Annotated in this window: 15 protein-coding genes; 8 read left to right on the top strand and 7 right to left on the bottom strand. The window is 60.6% G+C overall.

The genetic code is table 11. The annotated features are described in order from the left end of the window. The first annotated feature begins 34 nt into the window (after nucleotides 1-34). Nucleotides 35-2,710 carry a pyruvate, phosphate dikinase gene (ppdK, locus tag ACXYL9_RS07930; RefSeq protein WP_459039041.1) on the top strand — a complete coding sequence of 892 codons (2,676 nt, stop codon included), beginning with the start codon at nucleotides 35-37 and terminating at the stop codon, nucleotides 2,708-2,710. Here ppdK and ACXYL9_RS07925 read toward each other — a convergent pair. Beyond that, complete coding sequence (locus ACXYL9_RS07925) at nucleotides 2,707-3,462, bottom strand: methyltransferase domain-containing protein (protein ID WP_459039040.1); 756 nt, start codon at nucleotides 3,460-3,462, stop codon at nucleotides 2,707-2,709. The two genes, ppdK and ACXYL9_RS07925, sit on opposite strands and share 4 nt — an antisense overlap. Nucleotides 3,463-3,516: 54 nt before the next feature. Between ACXYL9_RS07925 and ACXYL9_RS07920 the strand changes: the two genes are divergently transcribed. The 4 genes from ACXYL9_RS07920 (at nucleotide 3,517) to ACXYL9_RS07905 (ending at nucleotide 7,355) form a co-directional block, all read left to right on the top strand. Then, nucleotides 3,517-4,335 (top strand): double zinc ribbon domain-containing protein, encoded by an 819-nt coding sequence (locus tag ACXYL9_RS07920; protein WP_459039039.1) that lies wholly within the window; start codon nucleotides 3,517-3,519, stop codon nucleotides 4,333-4,335. Nucleotides 4,336-4,638: 303 nt separating this feature from the next. Continuing rightward, a complete protein-coding gene (hisI, locus tag ACXYL9_RS07915) occupies nucleotides 4,639-5,019 on the top strand; it encodes a phosphoribosyl-AMP cyclohydrolase (RefSeq protein WP_459039877.1) in 381 nt (126 codons plus the stop codon). A gap of 32 nt (nucleotides 5,020-5,051) precedes the next feature. Beyond that, nucleotides 5,052-5,504: a MerR family transcriptional regulator gene (locus ACXYL9_RS07910; protein WP_459039038.1), complete on the top strand. Its 453-nt coding sequence runs from the start codon at nucleotides 5,052-5,054 to the stop codon at nucleotides 5,502-5,504. A 45-nt stretch (nucleotides 5,505-5,549) separates the two neighbouring features. Continuing rightward, complete coding sequence (locus tag ACXYL9_RS07905; RefSeq protein ID WP_459039037.1) at nucleotides 5,550-7,355, top strand: acyl-CoA dehydrogenase C-terminal domain-containing protein; 1,806 nt, start codon at nucleotides 5,550-5,552, stop codon at nucleotides 7,353-7,355. A gap of 78 nt (nucleotides 7,356-7,433) precedes the next feature. On the opposite strand, the gene cysK is transcribed toward ACXYL9_RS07905, so the two are convergent. From cysK to tyrS, 4 genes are all read right to left on the bottom strand, one after another. After that, entirely contained in the window at nucleotides 7,434-8,354 is a 921-nt protein-coding gene (gene cysK / locus ACXYL9_RS07900) for a cysteine synthase A (RefSeq protein WP_459039036.1), read from the bottom strand. Then, nucleotides 8,351-9,652, bottom strand: a complete 1,302-nt coding sequence (locus ACXYL9_RS07895; protein ID WP_459039035.1) for an MFS transporter — start codon at nucleotides 9,650-9,652, stop codon at nucleotides 8,351-8,353. The genes cysK and ACXYL9_RS07895 overlap by 4 nt, the downstream gene beginning before the upstream one ends. A gap of 83 nt (nucleotides 9,653-9,735) precedes the next feature. Further along, on the bottom strand, nucleotides 9,736-10,074 hold the full coding sequence (locus ACXYL9_RS07890) for a PilZ domain-containing protein (RefSeq protein ID WP_459039034.1): 339 nt from the start codon (nucleotides 10,072-10,074) through the stop codon (nucleotides 9,736-9,738). Between the two features lie 121 nt (nucleotides 10,075-10,195). Continuing rightward, on the bottom strand, nucleotides 10,196-11,425 hold the full coding sequence (tyrS, locus tag ACXYL9_RS07885; protein ID WP_459039033.1) for a tyrosine--tRNA ligase: 1,230 nt from the start codon (nucleotides 11,423-11,425) through the stop codon (nucleotides 10,196-10,198). Nucleotides 11,426-11,504: 79 nt separating this feature from the next. On the opposite strand from tyrS, the gene ACXYL9_RS07880 reads away from it, so the two are divergent. Beyond that, nucleotides 11,505-12,026, top strand: a complete 522-nt coding sequence (locus tag ACXYL9_RS07880) for a DOMON domain-containing protein (protein ID WP_459039032.1) — start codon at nucleotides 11,505-11,507, stop codon at nucleotides 12,024-12,026. Then, nucleotides 12,023-13,228 carry an exo-beta-N-acetylmuramidase NamZ family protein gene (locus ACXYL9_RS07875; protein WP_459039031.1) on the top strand — a complete coding sequence of 402 codons (1,206 nt, stop codon included), beginning with the start codon at nucleotides 12,023-12,025 and terminating at the stop codon, nucleotides 13,226-13,228. Before ACXYL9_RS07880 ends, ACXYL9_RS07875 begins: the two co-directional genes overlap by 4 nt. On the opposite strand, the gene ACXYL9_RS07870 is transcribed toward ACXYL9_RS07875, so the two are convergent. Further along, nucleotides 13,222-14,034, bottom strand: a complete 813-nt coding sequence (locus ACXYL9_RS07870; protein ID WP_459039030.1) for a DUF817 domain-containing protein — start codon at nucleotides 14,032-14,034, stop codon at nucleotides 13,222-13,224. The genes ACXYL9_RS07875 and ACXYL9_RS07870 overlap by 7 nt on opposite strands. 53 nt (nucleotides 14,035-14,087) lie before the next feature. Then, nucleotides 14,088-15,272: a vWA domain-containing protein gene (locus ACXYL9_RS07865; protein ID WP_459039029.1), complete on the bottom strand. Its 1,185-nt coding sequence runs from the start codon at nucleotides 15,270-15,272 to the stop codon at nucleotides 14,088-14,090. 171 nt (nucleotides 15,273-15,443) lie between these two features. Between ACXYL9_RS07865 and ACXYL9_RS07860 the strand changes: the two genes are divergently transcribed. Beyond that, nucleotides 15,444-16,844, top strand: coding sequence for a methyl-accepting chemotaxis protein (locus tag ACXYL9_RS07860; protein ID WP_459039028.1), 1,401 nt, complete (start codon nucleotides 15,444-15,446; stop codon nucleotides 16,842-16,844). The last annotated feature ends 28 nt before the right edge of the window (nucleotides 16,845-16,872 follow it).

The following is a 16,872-nucleotide window of genomic DNA, read 5'->3' as shown; positions in this document are numbered from 1 at the left end:
CTGTTCCATGTGTTCCATCCTGTAGGACTTGCTTGTGACCAAACCCCCGCACGAAACCGTCTTCATCTTCGGCGGCAACGCGAAGTCGAGCGACAGCCGCGCCAAGGACAAGGCGATCGTGGGGGGGAAGGGCGCGAACCTTGCCGAGATGGCGGAAATTGGCCTGCCGGTCCCGCCCGGCTTCACCATTACCACCGAGGAATGCCTCGAATATCTCGCCAAGGGTGCTGATTTCAGCGAAAAGCTGCGTCATGACGTCATTTCGGCGCTCGGCCATATCGAAAAGACAGTCGGCAAGCGTCTGGGTGACAAGGAAAATCCCCTTCTCGTCTCAGTCCGGTCTGGCGCCGCGATCTCGATGCCGGGCATGATGGACACTGTCCTCAATCTCGGCCTCAATGACGACACGGTCGAAGGGCTCGCGCGGGTTAGCGGCGATGAACGCTTCGCCTGGGACAGCTACCGTCGCTTCATCCAGATGTATTGCGACGTGGTCCTGGGCCTGGACCACGGATTGTTCGAAGAAGCGCTGGAAATCGCCAAGGAGGACAAAGGGTTATACGCCGATACAGAGATGTCGGCAGAGGACTGGAAAGAACTGGTCACGCAGTACAAGCAGATCGCCGCCGAGGAACAGGATGGCGAGCCTTTCCCGCAAGACGTGACCGAGCAGCTGTGGGGCGCAATCAGCGCCGTGTTCGATAGTTGGGACAGCGAGCGCGCAAAAGTTTATCGTCGTCTCAATGACATACCGGACGACATGGGCACGGCCGTGAATGTCCAGGCGATGGTGTTCGGTAATATGGGCGACACCTCGGCCACCGGCGTCGCCTTCACCCGCGACCCTTCGACAGGAGAGAAGGCCTATTACGGCGAATTCCTGATCAACGCCCAGGGCGAAGACGTCGTCGCCGGTATCCGTACCCCGCAGTATCTTACTCGCGCCGCGCGCGAGGCCGCAGGTGCGGACAAGCCGAGCATGGAAGAAGCCATGCCCGACGCCTACGACGAGCTGGCCCGGGTTTTCGACCTGCTCGAACGCCATTACCGCGACATGCAGGACATCGAGTTCACGGTCGAGCGCGGCACCTTGTGGATGCTCCAGACCCGCACCGGAAAGCGCACGGCCAAGGCGGCGCTCAAAATGGCGGTCGAGATGGTCGGCGAAGGGCTTGTCAGCGAGGAAGATGCGATCCGCCGGATTGATCCCATGGCGCTCGACCAGTTGCTGCACCCGACGCTTGATCCCGATGCTCCGCGCGACATCCTAACCACCGGGCTTCCGGCATCGCCGGGCGCGGCTGCAGGCAAGATCGTCCTCGACGCCGACACTGCGGAACAATGGGCAAATCGCGGCGAGAAAGTGATCCTGGTGCGGGTCGAGACTTCTCCCGAAGACATTCACGGAATGCATGCCGCCACCGGCATCCTGACCGCTCGCGGCGGAATGACCAGCCACGCCGCCGTGGTCGCGCGCGGTATGGGGCGCCCCTGCGTATCGGGGGCATCGGGCGTGGTCATCGCTCGTGAGGGCCGCACGCTGACCATCGGCGGACGCGAGCTCAAGGAAGGCGATATCCTCACCCTCGACGGGTCGAACGGGCAGGTCATGGCTGGTGAGGTCGCCACCATCGAACCCGAAATGGCAGGTGATTTCGGCATCTTGATGGAATGGGCCGACAAGCATCGCCGGATGGGCGTGCGCACCAATGCCGAAACCCCCGCCGATTGTGCCGTCGCGCGCCAGTTCGGGGCCGATGGCATCGGTCTGTGCCGCACGGAGCATATGTTCTTCGATGCCGAAAGGATCAGCGCCATGCGGCAGATGATCCTGGCCGAGAAAGAGGAAGGCCGCCGCGCCGCGCTGGCCAAGCTGCTGCCCGAACAGCGCGCCGATTTCCGCTCCATTTTCGAGGTGATGGTCGGCCTGCCATGCACCATCCGCCTGCTTGATCCGCCGCTGCATGAATTTCTGCCACATGGCGATGCCGACTTCACGGAATTGGCAGAAGCGACCGGCTTGTCAGTAGATAGCCTCCGCCGACGCGCTGATGAACTGCACGAGTTCAATCCCATGCTGGGTCATCGCGGCTGCCGATTGGGCATCACCTTTCCCGAGATTTACGAGATGCAGGCCCGCGCCATCTTCGAGGCAGCCTGCGAAGTCGCCCAATCAGGCGATGCGCCGGTGCCGGAGATCATGATTCCGCTGGTCGCTACCCGCCGCGAGTTGGAGATCCTGCGCGCCTTGGTCGACCGCGTCGCTGATGAAGTATTCGCCGAGACCGGCACGAAGATTGAATATCTGGTCGGAACCATGATCGAGCTGCCGCGGGCAGCATTGCTGGCAGGCGAGATTGCGCAGGAAGCGCGATTCTTTTCCTTCGGCACCAATGACCTCACCCAGACCACGCTCGGGGTCAGTCGGGACGATGCGGGGCGCTTTCTTACGCCTTACGTCGACAAGGGCATCTACGCCCGCGATCCCTTCGTCAGCCTCGACATCGAAGGGGTGGGCGAACTGGTGCGGATCGGTGCTGAACGGGGCCGAGCAGCGCGCCCTGACCTCAAGCTGGGCATTTGCGGCGAGCACGGCGGCGACCCGGCCAGCATTGCCTTCTGCGAGGATGTCGGCCTCGATTACGTCAGCGCCTCGCCCTACCGCGTGCCGATCGCACGACTGGCGGCAGCACAGGCGGCGCTGGGCTAGCTCTTCCAGCCCGTCATCACGAGGATTTCGAAGGTCTCGGTGACCTTGCCGTCATCCTCGCGCAGAGCGTCGAATGCCTTGCGAGCGCGATCGAGCCAGTCGCGGGTTAGCATGGGCGCCGGACTTGTGAGCGAACCGGTCAGACCGTGATCACGCAGATCGGCCACCATCCTGTCGAACGATGCGAAACGGACCCGCAGGGGATAGCTGTCGACCACTTGCCGCGAAAAGCCGGCGCGCTGGAGCAGTGCGGCACCGGCCTGGCTGTCGACAAGCGGGTGCATCCGGGCTGCAGGCCGCTCACCATCTGCAGCCAGAGCAATCTGGCGCAGGGCCGGCAGACTGCCCGCTCCGGGGAAGGCAGCGACCATCAGTCCGCCTTTGCTGAGCATCGCATGAGCATGGATGAGAGCGCCTGGCAGATCATTGACCATACCGAAGCCGAGGAGATGGACCATCAGGTCATAATGCGAGACCGGGCCCGGCTGTTCTGCGTCGAAGCGGTCAATCCCGCGCAAATCGACAGCGGCGCCGCTATCTTCGAGCCATCGGGCAAGCCGACCGGTCATGTCCCCAACCAACAATGCGCGTGACGGTTCGAGCCGCATGAACCCGATCCGTTCAATAACGTCGTCGGCAAGCATCTCCCCGAGATAACGGGCAGCGCCGGGAGCGGCCTGGCGGCTTTGGCTGCGCGCGAACTTGGCACCGACACGGCGGCGGGAGAATATTCTTGGCGGGGCGCGATTCATGGCTTTCCCGTGCCGTGCTTGTGCCGCCGGCGCAAGCGCAGCAACATGCACAAAATGAAGCCGTTGCGTCTCTTGCGCGATTCGTTCGCTCCGGTTGTGGACCTCGTCTATCCGCCGCGGTGCCCGCTCTGCGGCAGCGCCATCGAGCAGCCGAGTGGGTTGTGTGTGACATGCTGGGAGGGTCTGGTCATCCCGTCCGAGCCATCCTGTTCAACATGCCAGCGCCCGCTGCCATCGCAGTCCCAACAGGACTTCGACGAGCCGATCTTCTGTGCACCCTGCCTCGCACAACCGCCACGCCATGCAGGGATCGCTGCGGCAACGCTCTACAACGATACTTCGCGCCAGTTGGTGCTGCGGTTCAAACACGGCGGGCGCATAGCGTTGGCAGGGATGATGGCTCGCCTAATGGCTGGCAGGCTGGGAGAAGTGGGGAAGGGCACGGTCATTGTCCCGGTCCCGCTGCATCGATGGCGGCTTTGGCGGCGCGGGTATAACCAGGCCGCCCTGCTGGCGCGAGAACTGGCAAAGTCGACCGGCGCGAACCTTGCTCTTGATGCGCTCGTGCGGACAAGAGCGACACCTTCACTAGGCGGGCTCGGGAAGGAGGCCCGCAAGCGCGCGCTGGCCAACGCAATTGCAGTCAACCGGCGTGCCTGCGCCAAGATCGCTGGCCGGTCCTTAATCCTCGTCGATGATGTGCTGACCAGTGGCACGACCAGCCAAGCATGCGTGCATGCGTTGCTGAAGGCCGGCGCGCGCGAAGTGCGGATCGCCTGCTTTGCTCGCGTGTTGGATGAAAGCCTGCCGCACGCAGGTGTGCGGCCCCCAAACGAAACGCCCGAGGCCGCTAAAGCCCCGGGCGCCACGTGACGAAAATCGTAAGGCCCGGCGGCCGTCCCCCGATGGCCGCACGAGGGCCTACTCCCTCATCGTCTGTCCGGAAAGCCGGCATCACCCCCATGATGCCTCGTCCCCGGCCAACCCCCTGAACATGGCCTCTACTCGTGCCGTTATTCGGGTGGACGACAGCAATGTGTCGCAAGGGAAGGTTTTTCATTCTAATGGTTGACTGGATAGGGTCTTGGCGCGCGACGTCCAATTTTGACACTGTTCTGTGGAGTTTGTGCAACAAAACTGTCGCAAATCGCCGATTGTTCTCTGAAGGGTGCCGTTTTGAATACGAACACACATGAAACGGATCGCGAATCCGGATCGGAGTTTCTTCCGAAATTCGATGCATCAGGGCTGGTTGCCGGCGTGGTTCAACATGCCAAGAGCAATGAAATCCTGATGCTGGCTTTTCTCGACGCCGAAGCTCTGGAGGCTACGCGTGAGACCGGCTTGGCGCATTTCCACTCTCGCTCACGCGGCACCTTGTGGAAAAAGGGCGAGACTTCCGGCAATGTCTTGCAGGTGACCGATATCCTCGTGGATTGCGATCAAGACGCGCTGGTAATCAAGGCGATTCCAGCGGGGCCGGCCTGCCATACAGGCGCGCGCAGTTGCTTCTATCGGAGGCTGGAAGGGACCACTCTCGTTCCCGCCCTTGCTTGACCTTTACGTAAAGGTGAGCTACGACGCCGTTCATGGCCCATCTCGCTGAAAAAGATTCTCCGTCCGAGGCACGCAAGCATGGCGGCGCGCATCTCGATACGCCCGACAAAACCGGGCGCGAGCAATACAGCATCTCCGACCTGACGACCGAATTCGACTGCACTGCCAGGGCCTTGCGATTTTACGAAGACGAAGGGCTGATCAACCCTTCGCGCGTTGGGCTGGCGCGGGTCTATTCCAAGCGGGATCGGGCGCGCCTGGCCTGGATCATGCGGGCTAAGAATGTCGGCTTCAGCCTTGGCGAGATCAAGGAAATGATCGACCTCTATGACCTGGGCGATGGCCGCGTCGAACAGCGCCGCGTGACGGTCGAAAAGTGCCAGATTCATATCGCCAAGTTGAAGCGCCAACGTGCCGATATCGATTCCTCGATCAAGGAACTGACCGATTTCGTCGAGCAGATAAAGCAGCTCGACCTCGGCTGACGCCGCCCGGTCTCCCAAGCCACACTTCCTCCAAAGGACCCCGCCATGCCGATCTATACCGCACCCACACGCGACACCCGCTTTGTCATCAACGAACTTTTAGACCTTGCGAGCTTTGGCAATCTGCCCGGCTTTGAAAGCGCCACGCCCGACATGATCGACACCGTGGTCAATGAGGCCGGAAAGTTCTGCGCCGAGGTGCTGGCCCCGCTCAACCAGGTCGGAGACCAGGAGGGCTGCACCCGCCACGAAGACGGCAGTGTGACCACGCCGACCGGGTTCAAGGAAGCGTTCCAGCAATATCGCGATAGCGGATGGGGCACGATCTCGCAGCCGGAAGAATTCGGCGGGCAGGGAATGCCCCATACGCTCGGCTTCGTGATCGAGGAGTTCACCGCCACCGCCAATCAGGCTTTCGGAATGTATCCTGGCCTCACCACCGGCGCCACCTCGGCCCTGATCGCCAAGGGTTCGCAGGAGCAGAAGGAGAAGTATCTCCCCAAGATGATCTCCGGCGAATGGACCGGCACTATGAACCTGACGGAGCCGCATTGCGGCACCGATCTCGGTCTGATCCGTACCAAGGCGGAACCGCAGGCCGACGGTTCCTACGCCATCTCCGGGACCAAGATATTCATCTCCGCCGGCGAGCACGACATGGCGGAAAACATCATCCACCTGGTTCTGGCAAAAACCCCCGGCGCGCCGGACAGCACCAAGGGTATTTCCCTGTTCGTGGTGCCCAAGTTTATCCTCGATGAAGACGGCAATCCGGGCGAGCGCAATGCCGTCAGCTGCGGTTCGATTGAACACAAGATGGGTATCCACGGCAATTCCACTTGCGTCATGAATTATGACGGGGCGACCGGCTGGATGGTCGGCGAGGAGAACAAGGGTCTCGCCGCCATGTTCATCATGATGAATGCCGCGCGCCTTGGAGTTGGCATCCAAGGCCTCGGCCAGGCCGAAGCCGCCTATCAGAATGCAGTTGCCTACGCGCTGGACCGGCGCCAGGGCCGCGCCTTGACCGGGCCAGAATATCCCAAAGCCAAGGCCGATCCAATCTTCGTCCACCCGGACGTGCGCCGGATGCTGATGGACGCCAAGGCTTTCACCGAGGGCATGCGGGCGCTGTGCCTGTGGGGAGCGCTGCTGGTCGACCTGTCTCACAAAGCCCAATCCGAGGAAGAACGTGCCGAAGCCGACGCGCTGATCGGGCTGATGACCCCGGTCATCAAGGGTTATGGCACCGACAAGGGCTATGACATCGCCACCAACATGCAGCAGGTCTTCGGCGGCCATGGCTATATCGAGGAATGGGGTATGAGCCAGTTCGTCCGCGATGCCCGTATCGCCCAGATCTACGAAGGCACCAATGGCATCCAGGCAATGGATCTGTGCGGTCGCAAGCTGGCGCAGAATGGCGGCGCTGCGATCCAGGCATTCTTCAAAATGGTCGGAGAGGACATCGCCGAAGCCAAGGACGACGAGACACTTGCACCGTTGGCAGAGAAACTCGAGAAGGCGCTCGGCGAGCACCAGGCGGCGACCATGTGGTTCATGCAGAACGCGATGCAGAACCCAAATCACCTGGGTGCAGGCGCGCATCACTACATGCACATCATGGGGATCGTTACGCTCGGCCTGATGTGGTTGCGGATGGCCAAGGTTGCCAAGGAAACCCTTGCAGGTTCGCCCGAAGACCCCGCCTTCTACGAAGCCAAGCTGGCCACTGCGCGCTATTACATGGACCGCTATCTCCCTGACGCAGGGGCGCTGCGTCGCAAGCTGGAAAGCGGTTCAGACAGCATGATGGCGCTGGGCGAGGACGCTTTCGCTACCGCCGCGTAATCACTTCCCCCAAATGCGGGTGAAACAAAACAGGCCCGGGTTTCGCGCCCGGGCCTTTTCGTGTCTGCGGTGTGAGGCTCAAGCCTCGGGCAGGAAATCCGGCACCGACAGATACCGCTCTCCGGTATCGTAATTGAAGCCGAGCACGCGAGACCCGGCATCAAGCTCGGGTATTTTCTTGGCAATTGCCGCGAGCGTGGCGCCCGAGGAGATTCCAACCAGCATGCCTTCTTCCAAGGCTGCTCGGCGAGCCATGTCCTTGGCCGCCTCGGCATCGACCTGGATCGCGCCGTCTATCGACTGGGTGTGCAAGTTGCCAGGAATGAAACCGGCACCAATGCCCTGGATCGGGTGCGGGCCGGGCTGGCCGCCGCTGATCACGGGTGAAAGTTCGGGTTCGACCCCGTAGGCCTTCATCCCGCTCCAGTGACGTTTCAGTTCCTCGGCACAGCCGGTCAGATGGCCACCAGTGCCAACGCCGGTAACCAGCACGTCGATTGGACTATCGCGGAAATCCTCCAGGATTTCCTTGGCCGTGGTGCGCACATGGACCTTCCAGTTGCTGTCATTATCAAACTGGCTCGGCATCCACGAGCCTTCGGTCTGCTCAACCAGTTCGGTCGCACGCTCAATGGCGCCCTTCATGCCCTTGGCTTTATCGGTCAGGTCGAAACTTGCGCCATATGCCAGCATCAACCGGCGGCGCTCGATGCTCATGCTTTCCGGCATGACCAGGACGAGTTTGTAACCCTTCACTGCGGCGACCATGGCGAGGCCGATGCCGGTGTTGCCGCTAGTGGGCTCAATTATCGTGCCGCCTGGCTTGAGCGCACCTGACTTTTCCGCGTCCTCGATCATGGCGAGCGCAATGCGGTCCTTGATCGATCCCCCAGGATTGGCGCGTTCCGATTTCACCCAGACCTCGTGATTGGGAAACAGCTTTGATAGGCGAATATGCGGGGTATTGCCGATGGTGTGCAGGATGTTGTCGGCTTTCATGGCGCGCTCCTCGTGGTCTGGTCGGGTTCATTATCTAGGAATTCGTCGGGCGGATCAAAGGTCCTTGTGGTTCGCAGGACCGGGAACAGTCGACTCCACAGCGCAACCGTGGCGATGGCTCCAATGCCACCGGCAACAACAGCCGCAACCGGCCCGACCATGCTGGCTAGAAAGCCAGAAAACGCATCCCCGCCTTCGTTTGAAGCGCCGATCGTCAGCAGTGATACGCTCGATACGCGGCCGCGCTTGTCATCGGGGGTGTGAAGCTGGATCAACGACTGCCGGATATAGACGCTGAACATATCCGCCGCGCCGACGATGAACAGCATGGCGAGGCTGAGAGGCATTGAGCGTGACAGGCCGAATACGATAGTGGCGAGCCCGAACAGGGCGACCGACCACAACATTTTCGGCCCTACCTGTGTCCTGAGCGGACGGAAGCTGAAGAACAGCGCGGTCAATGCTGCGCCGATGGCTGGTGCCATGGCAAGCTGGCTGAGCCCGGTAGCACCGACCTGCAATATGTCGCGGGCATAGACCGGGAAAAGCGCCGTTGCCCCGGCGAGAAAGACTGCGAACAGATCCAGTGAGATCGCCCCGAGCACCATCTTGTTATGACCGACATAGCGCAGGCCGTCGACGATCTGGCCGATCGGGCGCTGGTCCTTGCGCACCGGTGGCTGCGGGACGTGGCCGATAAAGCCGAGTGCGATGATCGAGAGCGCGAACAACCCGGTGGCGACAGTGTAGGGCAGGGCAGGATCGATAACGTAGAGGTAGCCGCCAAGCGCCGGTCCCATGATCATCCCGACTTGCCAGGCAATGCTCGACAGCGCGATGGCATTGGGCAGGATCGCCTTGGGCACGAGGTTAGGGGCGAGGGCGGACAGCGCAGGGCCGGCAAATGCCCGGGCAATACCCAGCAGGACTGCTACCGCGAACAGCCACGGCAGGGAGATCGAACTCGAATAGGTCGCCCAGGCGAGGAGCCCAGCACAAATGAGCTGCAAGGTGACTGTTACACGTGCAATCAGGCGGCGATCGAACCTGTCAGCGGCAAGACCAACGAAAGGCGTCAGCACGAACAGCGGCAGGAATTGAAACAGGCCGATCAATGCAAGCTGACCGGACGCGCCGGGCACGCTCATGCCTGAATCGCGGGCAAGGTTGTAGGTCTGCCACCCGATAATCAGCAGCATGGAATACTGGGCCAGCGTCATCGCCAGGCGGCTCAGCCAATAGGCGCGAAAGTTCGGGACCCGAAATGGATGACTGGGGGGCAGATGTGTCTCGCTCACTCACAAGCCATGGCAGGCGATGTGCCGCTAGGGAAGCAGCTTCCCCCTATCAATTGCGCAAGTTGGACTTGCGGATCTGGAGGTTAGCGTGGACGGCGCAAGCGCGGATTGGGCTGCAGTTCGTCGATGATGGAGATGAAATCGTCGAGCCGGATAATCCGCTCGAACTGGAAGCCAGCGCGGTTTTCTCGCACCCAGATGCAATAGGCCTCGATACGACCGATTATAGGCACCCGGATAATAACTCGGTCGCCGCGTTCCACGTCATGCGCATCGTCGACCATGAAGCCGTGGGCGGACAGGTTGCTGATGTGGAGGCTGATGTCGCCATGAACGTGATGCTCGGCAATAACAGGAAAATCCACAGGGTGCCGGGTCGCGCGGCGCTGATCGGTTACAGTGAGCTGGGCTCCACTTGGCATGTTGCACGACCCTCCATGTCTTGTGCGTAGAGAGCGCTTATGCCTTTCAATCGCTGATTTTCGGTTAACCGGAATTGTCCCGAATTGGCACAAAACCGCCGATTTTCGGGGGTTTAAGAGATTAGCGAACGAGCAGTCCGTGCTTCTTTTTGCCCAAGCTTAGCTTGATCTCGTCGCCATCATCAACGTGCAGCAGAAGTCCCGGATCGGTCGCAGGTTCGCCATTCAGCTTGACCGCGCCTTCGCCGATCTTGCGCTTGGCTTCGCCGTTCGACTGGGTGAAGCCGATAGCGGTTAGAGCAGCCGGAAGCGTCATGCCTTCGGCGCTGATTGCCAATGTCGGGAGATCATCGCCTGCACCCCCACCGGCGAAGGTCTGTGACGCCGTGGCTTGCGCCGATTGCGCAGCCTCCCGCCCACGGACGAGGCCGGTGACTTCATTTGCTAGCACCGTCTTGGCTTCGTTTATTTGCGCCCCTTCAAGGGATTCAAGCCGCGCGATCTCGTTCAGCGGGAGGTCGGTGAACAAGCGCAGGAACCGGCCCACATCACGATCATCGACATTGCGCCAATATTGCCAGAAATCGTAGGCTGGCAGCTGTTCCTCATTGAGCCACACCGCGCCCGCGGCGGTCTTGCCCATTTTCGCACCGTCGGCTGTCGTCAGTAGCGGTGTGGTGAGGCCGAACAGGGCAGCTCCGTCCATCCTGCGTCCCAGTTCAACGCCGTTGACGATATTGCCCCACTGGTCGCTGCCACCCATCTGCAGGCGAACATCCATCTCTTTCGCCAGGTGGCGGAAGTCATAACCTTGCAGGATCATGTAGTTGAATTCGAGGAATGTCATCGGCTGCTCGCGCTCGAGACGCAGACGCACCGAATCAAAGGACAGCATCCGGTTGACCGTGAAGTGCGTGCCCACTTCCTGAAGTAGCTGGATATAACCGAGCTGGCCGAGCCAGTCATGGTTGTTGACCATCACCGCATCGGTCGGACCGTCGCCAAAGGTCAGAAGCTTTTCGAAGACCTTGCGAATGCCAGAGATATTGGCCTCGATAGCCTCATCAGTCAGCATCTTGCGGCTTTCGTCGCGACCGGAGGGATCGCCGATCCTGGTAGTTCCGCCGCCCATCAGCACGATCGGCTTGTGACCTGCCTGCTGCATACGGCGCAGCATCATGATCTGCACCAGCGATCCGATATGGAGAGAGGGCGCAGTCGCGTCGAAACCGATATAGCCCGGCACAACCTGCTTGGCCGCAAGCGCATCGAGCGCTTCGGCGTCGGTAGCCTGGTGGATGTAACCGCGCTCGTCGAGCACGCGCAGGAGATCGGATTTGAATTCGCTCATAGGCCGCGGCCATTAGCAGCGGGGGGCAGCGGCTCCAAGTGGCTTGCGAGCACCGCATTGCTCGGCAATAGCGGCGGATATGCACGAGCTCGTTCTTCATCCCGATTGCGCGGTCGGACCGATCCAGCGCGTACACGCAAAAATTGAACCTACCAGCCAGGGATGTCGCGCCGTCTTCGAGCTGGATGGGAATGTCGAGGACATTACGATTCCGGCCAAAGCCGCCAGTGAACGGACAGACAATCTTTGGAAAACCACCTGTTTCGAGATCTTCTGGCAGCCGGTGGGTGACAGCGATTACCGCGAGTTCAATCTCAGCCCCTCGTCACGCTGGGCCGCCTATGATTTCGATGATTTTCGCGAGAATGCCCGCGATGCCCCGGTAGATGCTGTTGCGATTGCGAGTGAGCACGATGGTGACAAATTGACACTCAAGGCGGACATCTTGGCGGAACTGCCGCTTCCGGCCCAGGTTGCGCTCAATGCGATCATCGAGGACGAGGCAGGCAATATTCAATATTGGGCGCTGGCATTCGCTGCAGGCAAGCCGGAATTCCACAGCGAGGCCTGCCGGACACTGACCCTGGAGACACGGCCATGAAATTCGGAATCGATCGCCTGCTGGCCGATCCGGACCTTCGTAAACCGCTTGAAGGCAAGCGCGTTGCACTAGTGGCCCACCCGGCATCCGTCACCGAGGACCTGACCCACAGCCTCGATGCGCTGATCGCTGCTGGGGTCAACATCACAAGCGCGTTTGGCCCGCAGCATGGGCTGAAGGGTGACAAGCAGGACAACATGGTCGAGACCGGCGACGAGATCGATCCGGTCTACAATATTCCGATTTTCAGCCTGTATGGCGAGGTCAGGCGCCCTACCGCAAATATGATGTCTAGCGCGGACGTGTTCCTGTTCGATCTGCAGGATCTCGGCTGCCGCATCTACACCTTTGTCACCACGCTGCTCTATCTGCTCGAGGAAGCGGCCAGCCACGGCAAAAGCGTCTGGGTGCTCGACCGACCCAATCCCGCCGGACGCCCGGTCGAAGGCACGATGCTAGTGCCCGGTCATGAAAGCTTTGTCGGCGCGGCCGCTATGCCGATGCGGCATGGCCTGACCATGGGCGAGATGGGCCACTGTTTCATCCGACACTTCAACCTCGACGTGGATTACCGCGTCATCGATATGCACCACTGGCTGCCCGAGGCGGCGCCCGGTTACGGCTGGCCGGACAGTCGCATCTGGATCAACCCCAGCCCTAATGCCGCCAGCCTCAATATGGCGCGGGCCTATGCCGGCACCGTAATGCTGGAAGGCGCCACGTTGAGCGAGGGCAGGGGGACGACCCGCCCATTGGAAGTGCTGTTCGGCGCCCCGGATATCGACGCCAAGAGGGTTCATGGCGAAATGCAGCGGATCGCGCCTGACTGGCTAACGAATTGCGCCCTGCGCGAATGCTGGTTCGAGCCGACCTTCCACAAGCACGCAGGCCAGTTGTGCAACGGATTGATGATCCATGCCGAGGGCGCACACTACCGGCATGATGCGTTCCGGCCCTGGCGGCTGCAAGCGCTCGCCTTCAAGGCTATCCGCAATCTCTACCCCGATTATCCGCTCTGGCGCGGCAGGGATTTCAAATACGAATACACCGACGATGTCCTCGCCATCGACGTCATCAATGGCGGCCCCGCCTTGCGTGAGTGGGTCGACGATCCTGCCGCAAATCCGACCGACCTCGATGCGCTGGCCGTACCCGATGAAGCAGCGTGGACACAGCAGGTGCGAGACTTGTTGCTCTACTGATCGGGTTCGCGAACCGGCTGGGTCATCGCTACGAGAACGAAGCTGATCAGCATGAGCAGGTACCAGCTGCCATACTTGGCCGCGGACACCATCTGCCAACCATTCTCCTCACCGGGATAGTTCCAGGCATTGGCGAATGTGGCGATGTTCTCTGCAAACCAGATAAACAGCGCGACCAGCCCGAAGCCGAGCAAAAGCGGCATCCAGCGATGGCTACGCCAGTTGCGAAAATAGACCCGGCTGCGCCAGAACAGCACCGCGGTTGCCGCGAACAATAGCCAGCGAATGTCCGGCACCCAGTGATGGGCAAAAAAATTGACATAGATGGCGCCCGCCAGGACCCACGTCGCCCAAACCGGTGGGTAATTTGCGAAGCGAAAATCGAAAATCCGCCACACCCGCGCGATATAGCTGCCGACAGCGGCATACATAAAGCCGGAGAATAGCGGGACCGCGCCAATATGGAGGATGCTCGCCTCCGGGTACTTCCACGAGCCGACCGCCGTCTTGAACAATTCCATCACCGTGCCGACGATGTGGAAGATCAGGATGACCCGCGCTTCGCTCCATGTTTCCAGTCGCAAGGCTATAAGGCCTAGCTGGATCAGCACGGCGGCGATGGTCAGAAAATCATACCGGTGCAGGATTGCATCGACCGGATAGAACAGGTGCGTTCCAAGCAGCAATGCGAGCAGCAACCCGCCGAACAGGCACGCCCATGCCTGTTTAAAGCCGAACAGGAGGAACTCGTACAACCACAGACGCCAGCCCGAACCGGGGTCGAAGGCCTCGAGCCGTTCGCGCACATGGCGAAAACGAGAGTGAGGATACGGCTCCCTAGGCACGCATGATCGTCTGACTAGTGTCCCTGTTTGCGGCTGAGTTCGCGCATTGCATCGTCCAGGCCGTCAAGCGTGAGCGAATACATCCGGTCATTGACCAGTTGCTTGATGATCTTGGTGCTCTGCGAGTAACCCCATTGCTTTTCCGGCACCGGATTCAGCCACACGGTCGCCGGATAGGTGTTGGTGACACGCTGCATCCAGGTCGCGCCGGCTTCCTCGTTCATGTGCTCGACGCTGCCGCCCGGATGGGTGATTTCATACGGGCTCATCGCCGCGTCGCCAATGAACACGACCTTGTAGTCATGTCCGTATTTGTGGAGGATATCCCAGGTCTTGGTCCGTTCCTGCCAGCGCCGCCGATTGTCCTTCCACACGCCTTCGTAAAGGCAGTTGTGAAAATAGAAGAATTCGAGGTTCTTGAATTCTGAAGTAGCGGCGCTGAACAGTTCCTCGCATAGCTTGATGAAGGGATCCATCGAGCCGCCGACATCAAGGAACAGCAGAAGTTTGACCGCATTGCGCCGCTCTGCACGCATGTGGATGTCCAGCCAGCCCTGCTTGGCAGTACCGTCGATCGTGGCATCCAGGTCAAGCTGGTCCTGCGCCCCTTCACGGGCGAAGCGGCGCAAGCGCCGCAGCGCCATCTTGATGTTGCGCGTACCCAGTTCCTTGGTGCTGTCGAGGTTCTTGAACTCGCGCTTTTCCCACACCTTGACCGCGCGCTTGTGCTTGCTCTCGCCGCCTATGCGCACGCCTTCCGGGTTGTAGCCCGAATGGCCGAAAGGCGAGGTCCCGCCGGTGCCGATCCACTTGTTACCACCCTCGTGGCGCTTTTCCTGTTCTTCGAGCCGCTTCTTGAGCGTCTCCATCAGTTCGTCCCAGTCGCCGAGCTTCTCGATCGCGGCCATCTCTTCCTCGGTCAGGAACTTCTCGGCCACTGCTTTAAGCCAGTCCTCGGGTATCTCGACCGGGTTCTGACCGTAATCGGTCATGATGCCCTTGAAGACCTTGGCAAACACCTGGTCGAACTTGTCGAGCATGCCCTCGTCTTTCACGAAGGTAGCGCGAGCGAGATAGTAGAACGCCTCGGGCGTCTGCTCGATTACGTCACGATCGAGCGCTTCGATCAGGGTGAGGTGTTCCTTGAAGCTGGCACCGATGCCGGCTTCGCGCAGCTCGTCCATGAAATTGAAGAACATGTGTCTGAACCTTTAATCGTCGCTGCATCGTGCCGGATAGATCGTGCCGGATAGGCCGTTTCAAGAGCTCGCGCCTGCCAACCCACGGAAGATGCACCTAATTCAATCAAGCCTTTACGTGGCGGTAACCATATGGCCGCTAGGGAACTGACACGCATTTTGGGGGAACGCATGGAACATAGCAAGATTATCGCGTCGGATCAGTCCGCCCTGGACATGATTCCGGGCAAATGCGGTGATGTGACCGTCGGCTGCACCGATGTGGCGGGAGTCGTCCAGGCCGTTATCGAATCTTCCGAGAAGCTGCGCGAAGAGCACGCTGCGCTTCACGGCACGATTGCTGACTTGGAGGCTGACCAATCCCGCGTCAGCGAAGCCAGTGACGAAGCTCGGCTGCTTTCCGAACGCGCCATTGCCCGGCTTGGAGACGGCAACGCCCTGATCCGCTCGTCGCTGTCGCAAATCACGAATCTGCTCGACCTGGTCGAAACCCTGACCCGCCATGTCACCGGCTTCGCCTCGGCGATGGACCAGGTGAAGCGAAGTTCGAAACGGATCGAGGACATTGCCGAGACCACCAACATCCTCGCGTTGAATGCCACGATTGAAGCCATGCGCGCAGGCGAAAGCGGCCGCGCCTTCGCGGTTGTCGCCGATGAAGTCAAAAGCCTTGCCGGAGCTACCCGCAAGGCGACAGAAGAAATTACCAGCACGATCGATACACTCGAGGGCGAGGCTCGAGCCGTGATCGGCCAGATCGAAGGCGGCGCACAGGCATCTGTCGAAGCCAAGGAATCGGTCGCCAAGATTGAGCACACGCTATCGGGCGTGTCCGAACTGGTCGAGGAAGTGGATCGCCAGAATGACCAGATCGCGCGTTCCACTACCACGATCAGCAGCCACATCACCAAGGTCCAGGACGTCCTAACTAGCTTTGACAGCGCGGCCATTCACAACGAGCGCAAGCTCGACAGTGCCCACAAGCGGATGGAAGCACTGGAACTGACCGCCAGCGAGATGTTCGACGGGATCGTGAAGGCCGGCCTCTCGCCCAAGGACAGCGAAATGGTCGAAAAGGCGCAGGCTCACGCCCAGCGCCTCGCCGAAATCGCCGAATCCGCCATCGAGAGGGGGGAAATCACGATCGAGGCGTTCTTCGACCACAACTACCAACTTGTCGAAGGGTCCAATCCGCCGCGCTATCGCAATGCGCTCAGCGATTGGGCGGACCAAAACTGGCGGCCAGTGATAGACGAGATGATCACTAAGGCGGATGCGACGCATATGTGCTCGCCGGCCGACATGCACGGCTTCCTGCCGACCCACGTTTCGGAGCGTTCGCGCGCGCCCACCGGCGACCTTCTCCACGACACCAAGTACTGCCGTAATGGCCGCATCATCCTCGACCCGATCGACCAGAAGGCGAAGGCCAGCAACGACCCTTACATGATGGCGGTTTATCGCCAGGAGGGCGACGGCCAGCAGTATGAGGTGGTTCGTAACGTCTACGTCCCACTCTTTATCGCGGGCCGACGTTGGGGCGATTCGGAGCTCGCCTACATCTTCGAATAGACAGCAACCAACAGCGCTATGGGGTCCG

This window comes from Qipengyuania sp. CAU 1752 (assembly GCF_054482615.1).
The sequence above is the reverse complement of the archived record's forward strand: the minus strand, read 5'-3'. Positions and strand labels throughout refer to the sequence as shown.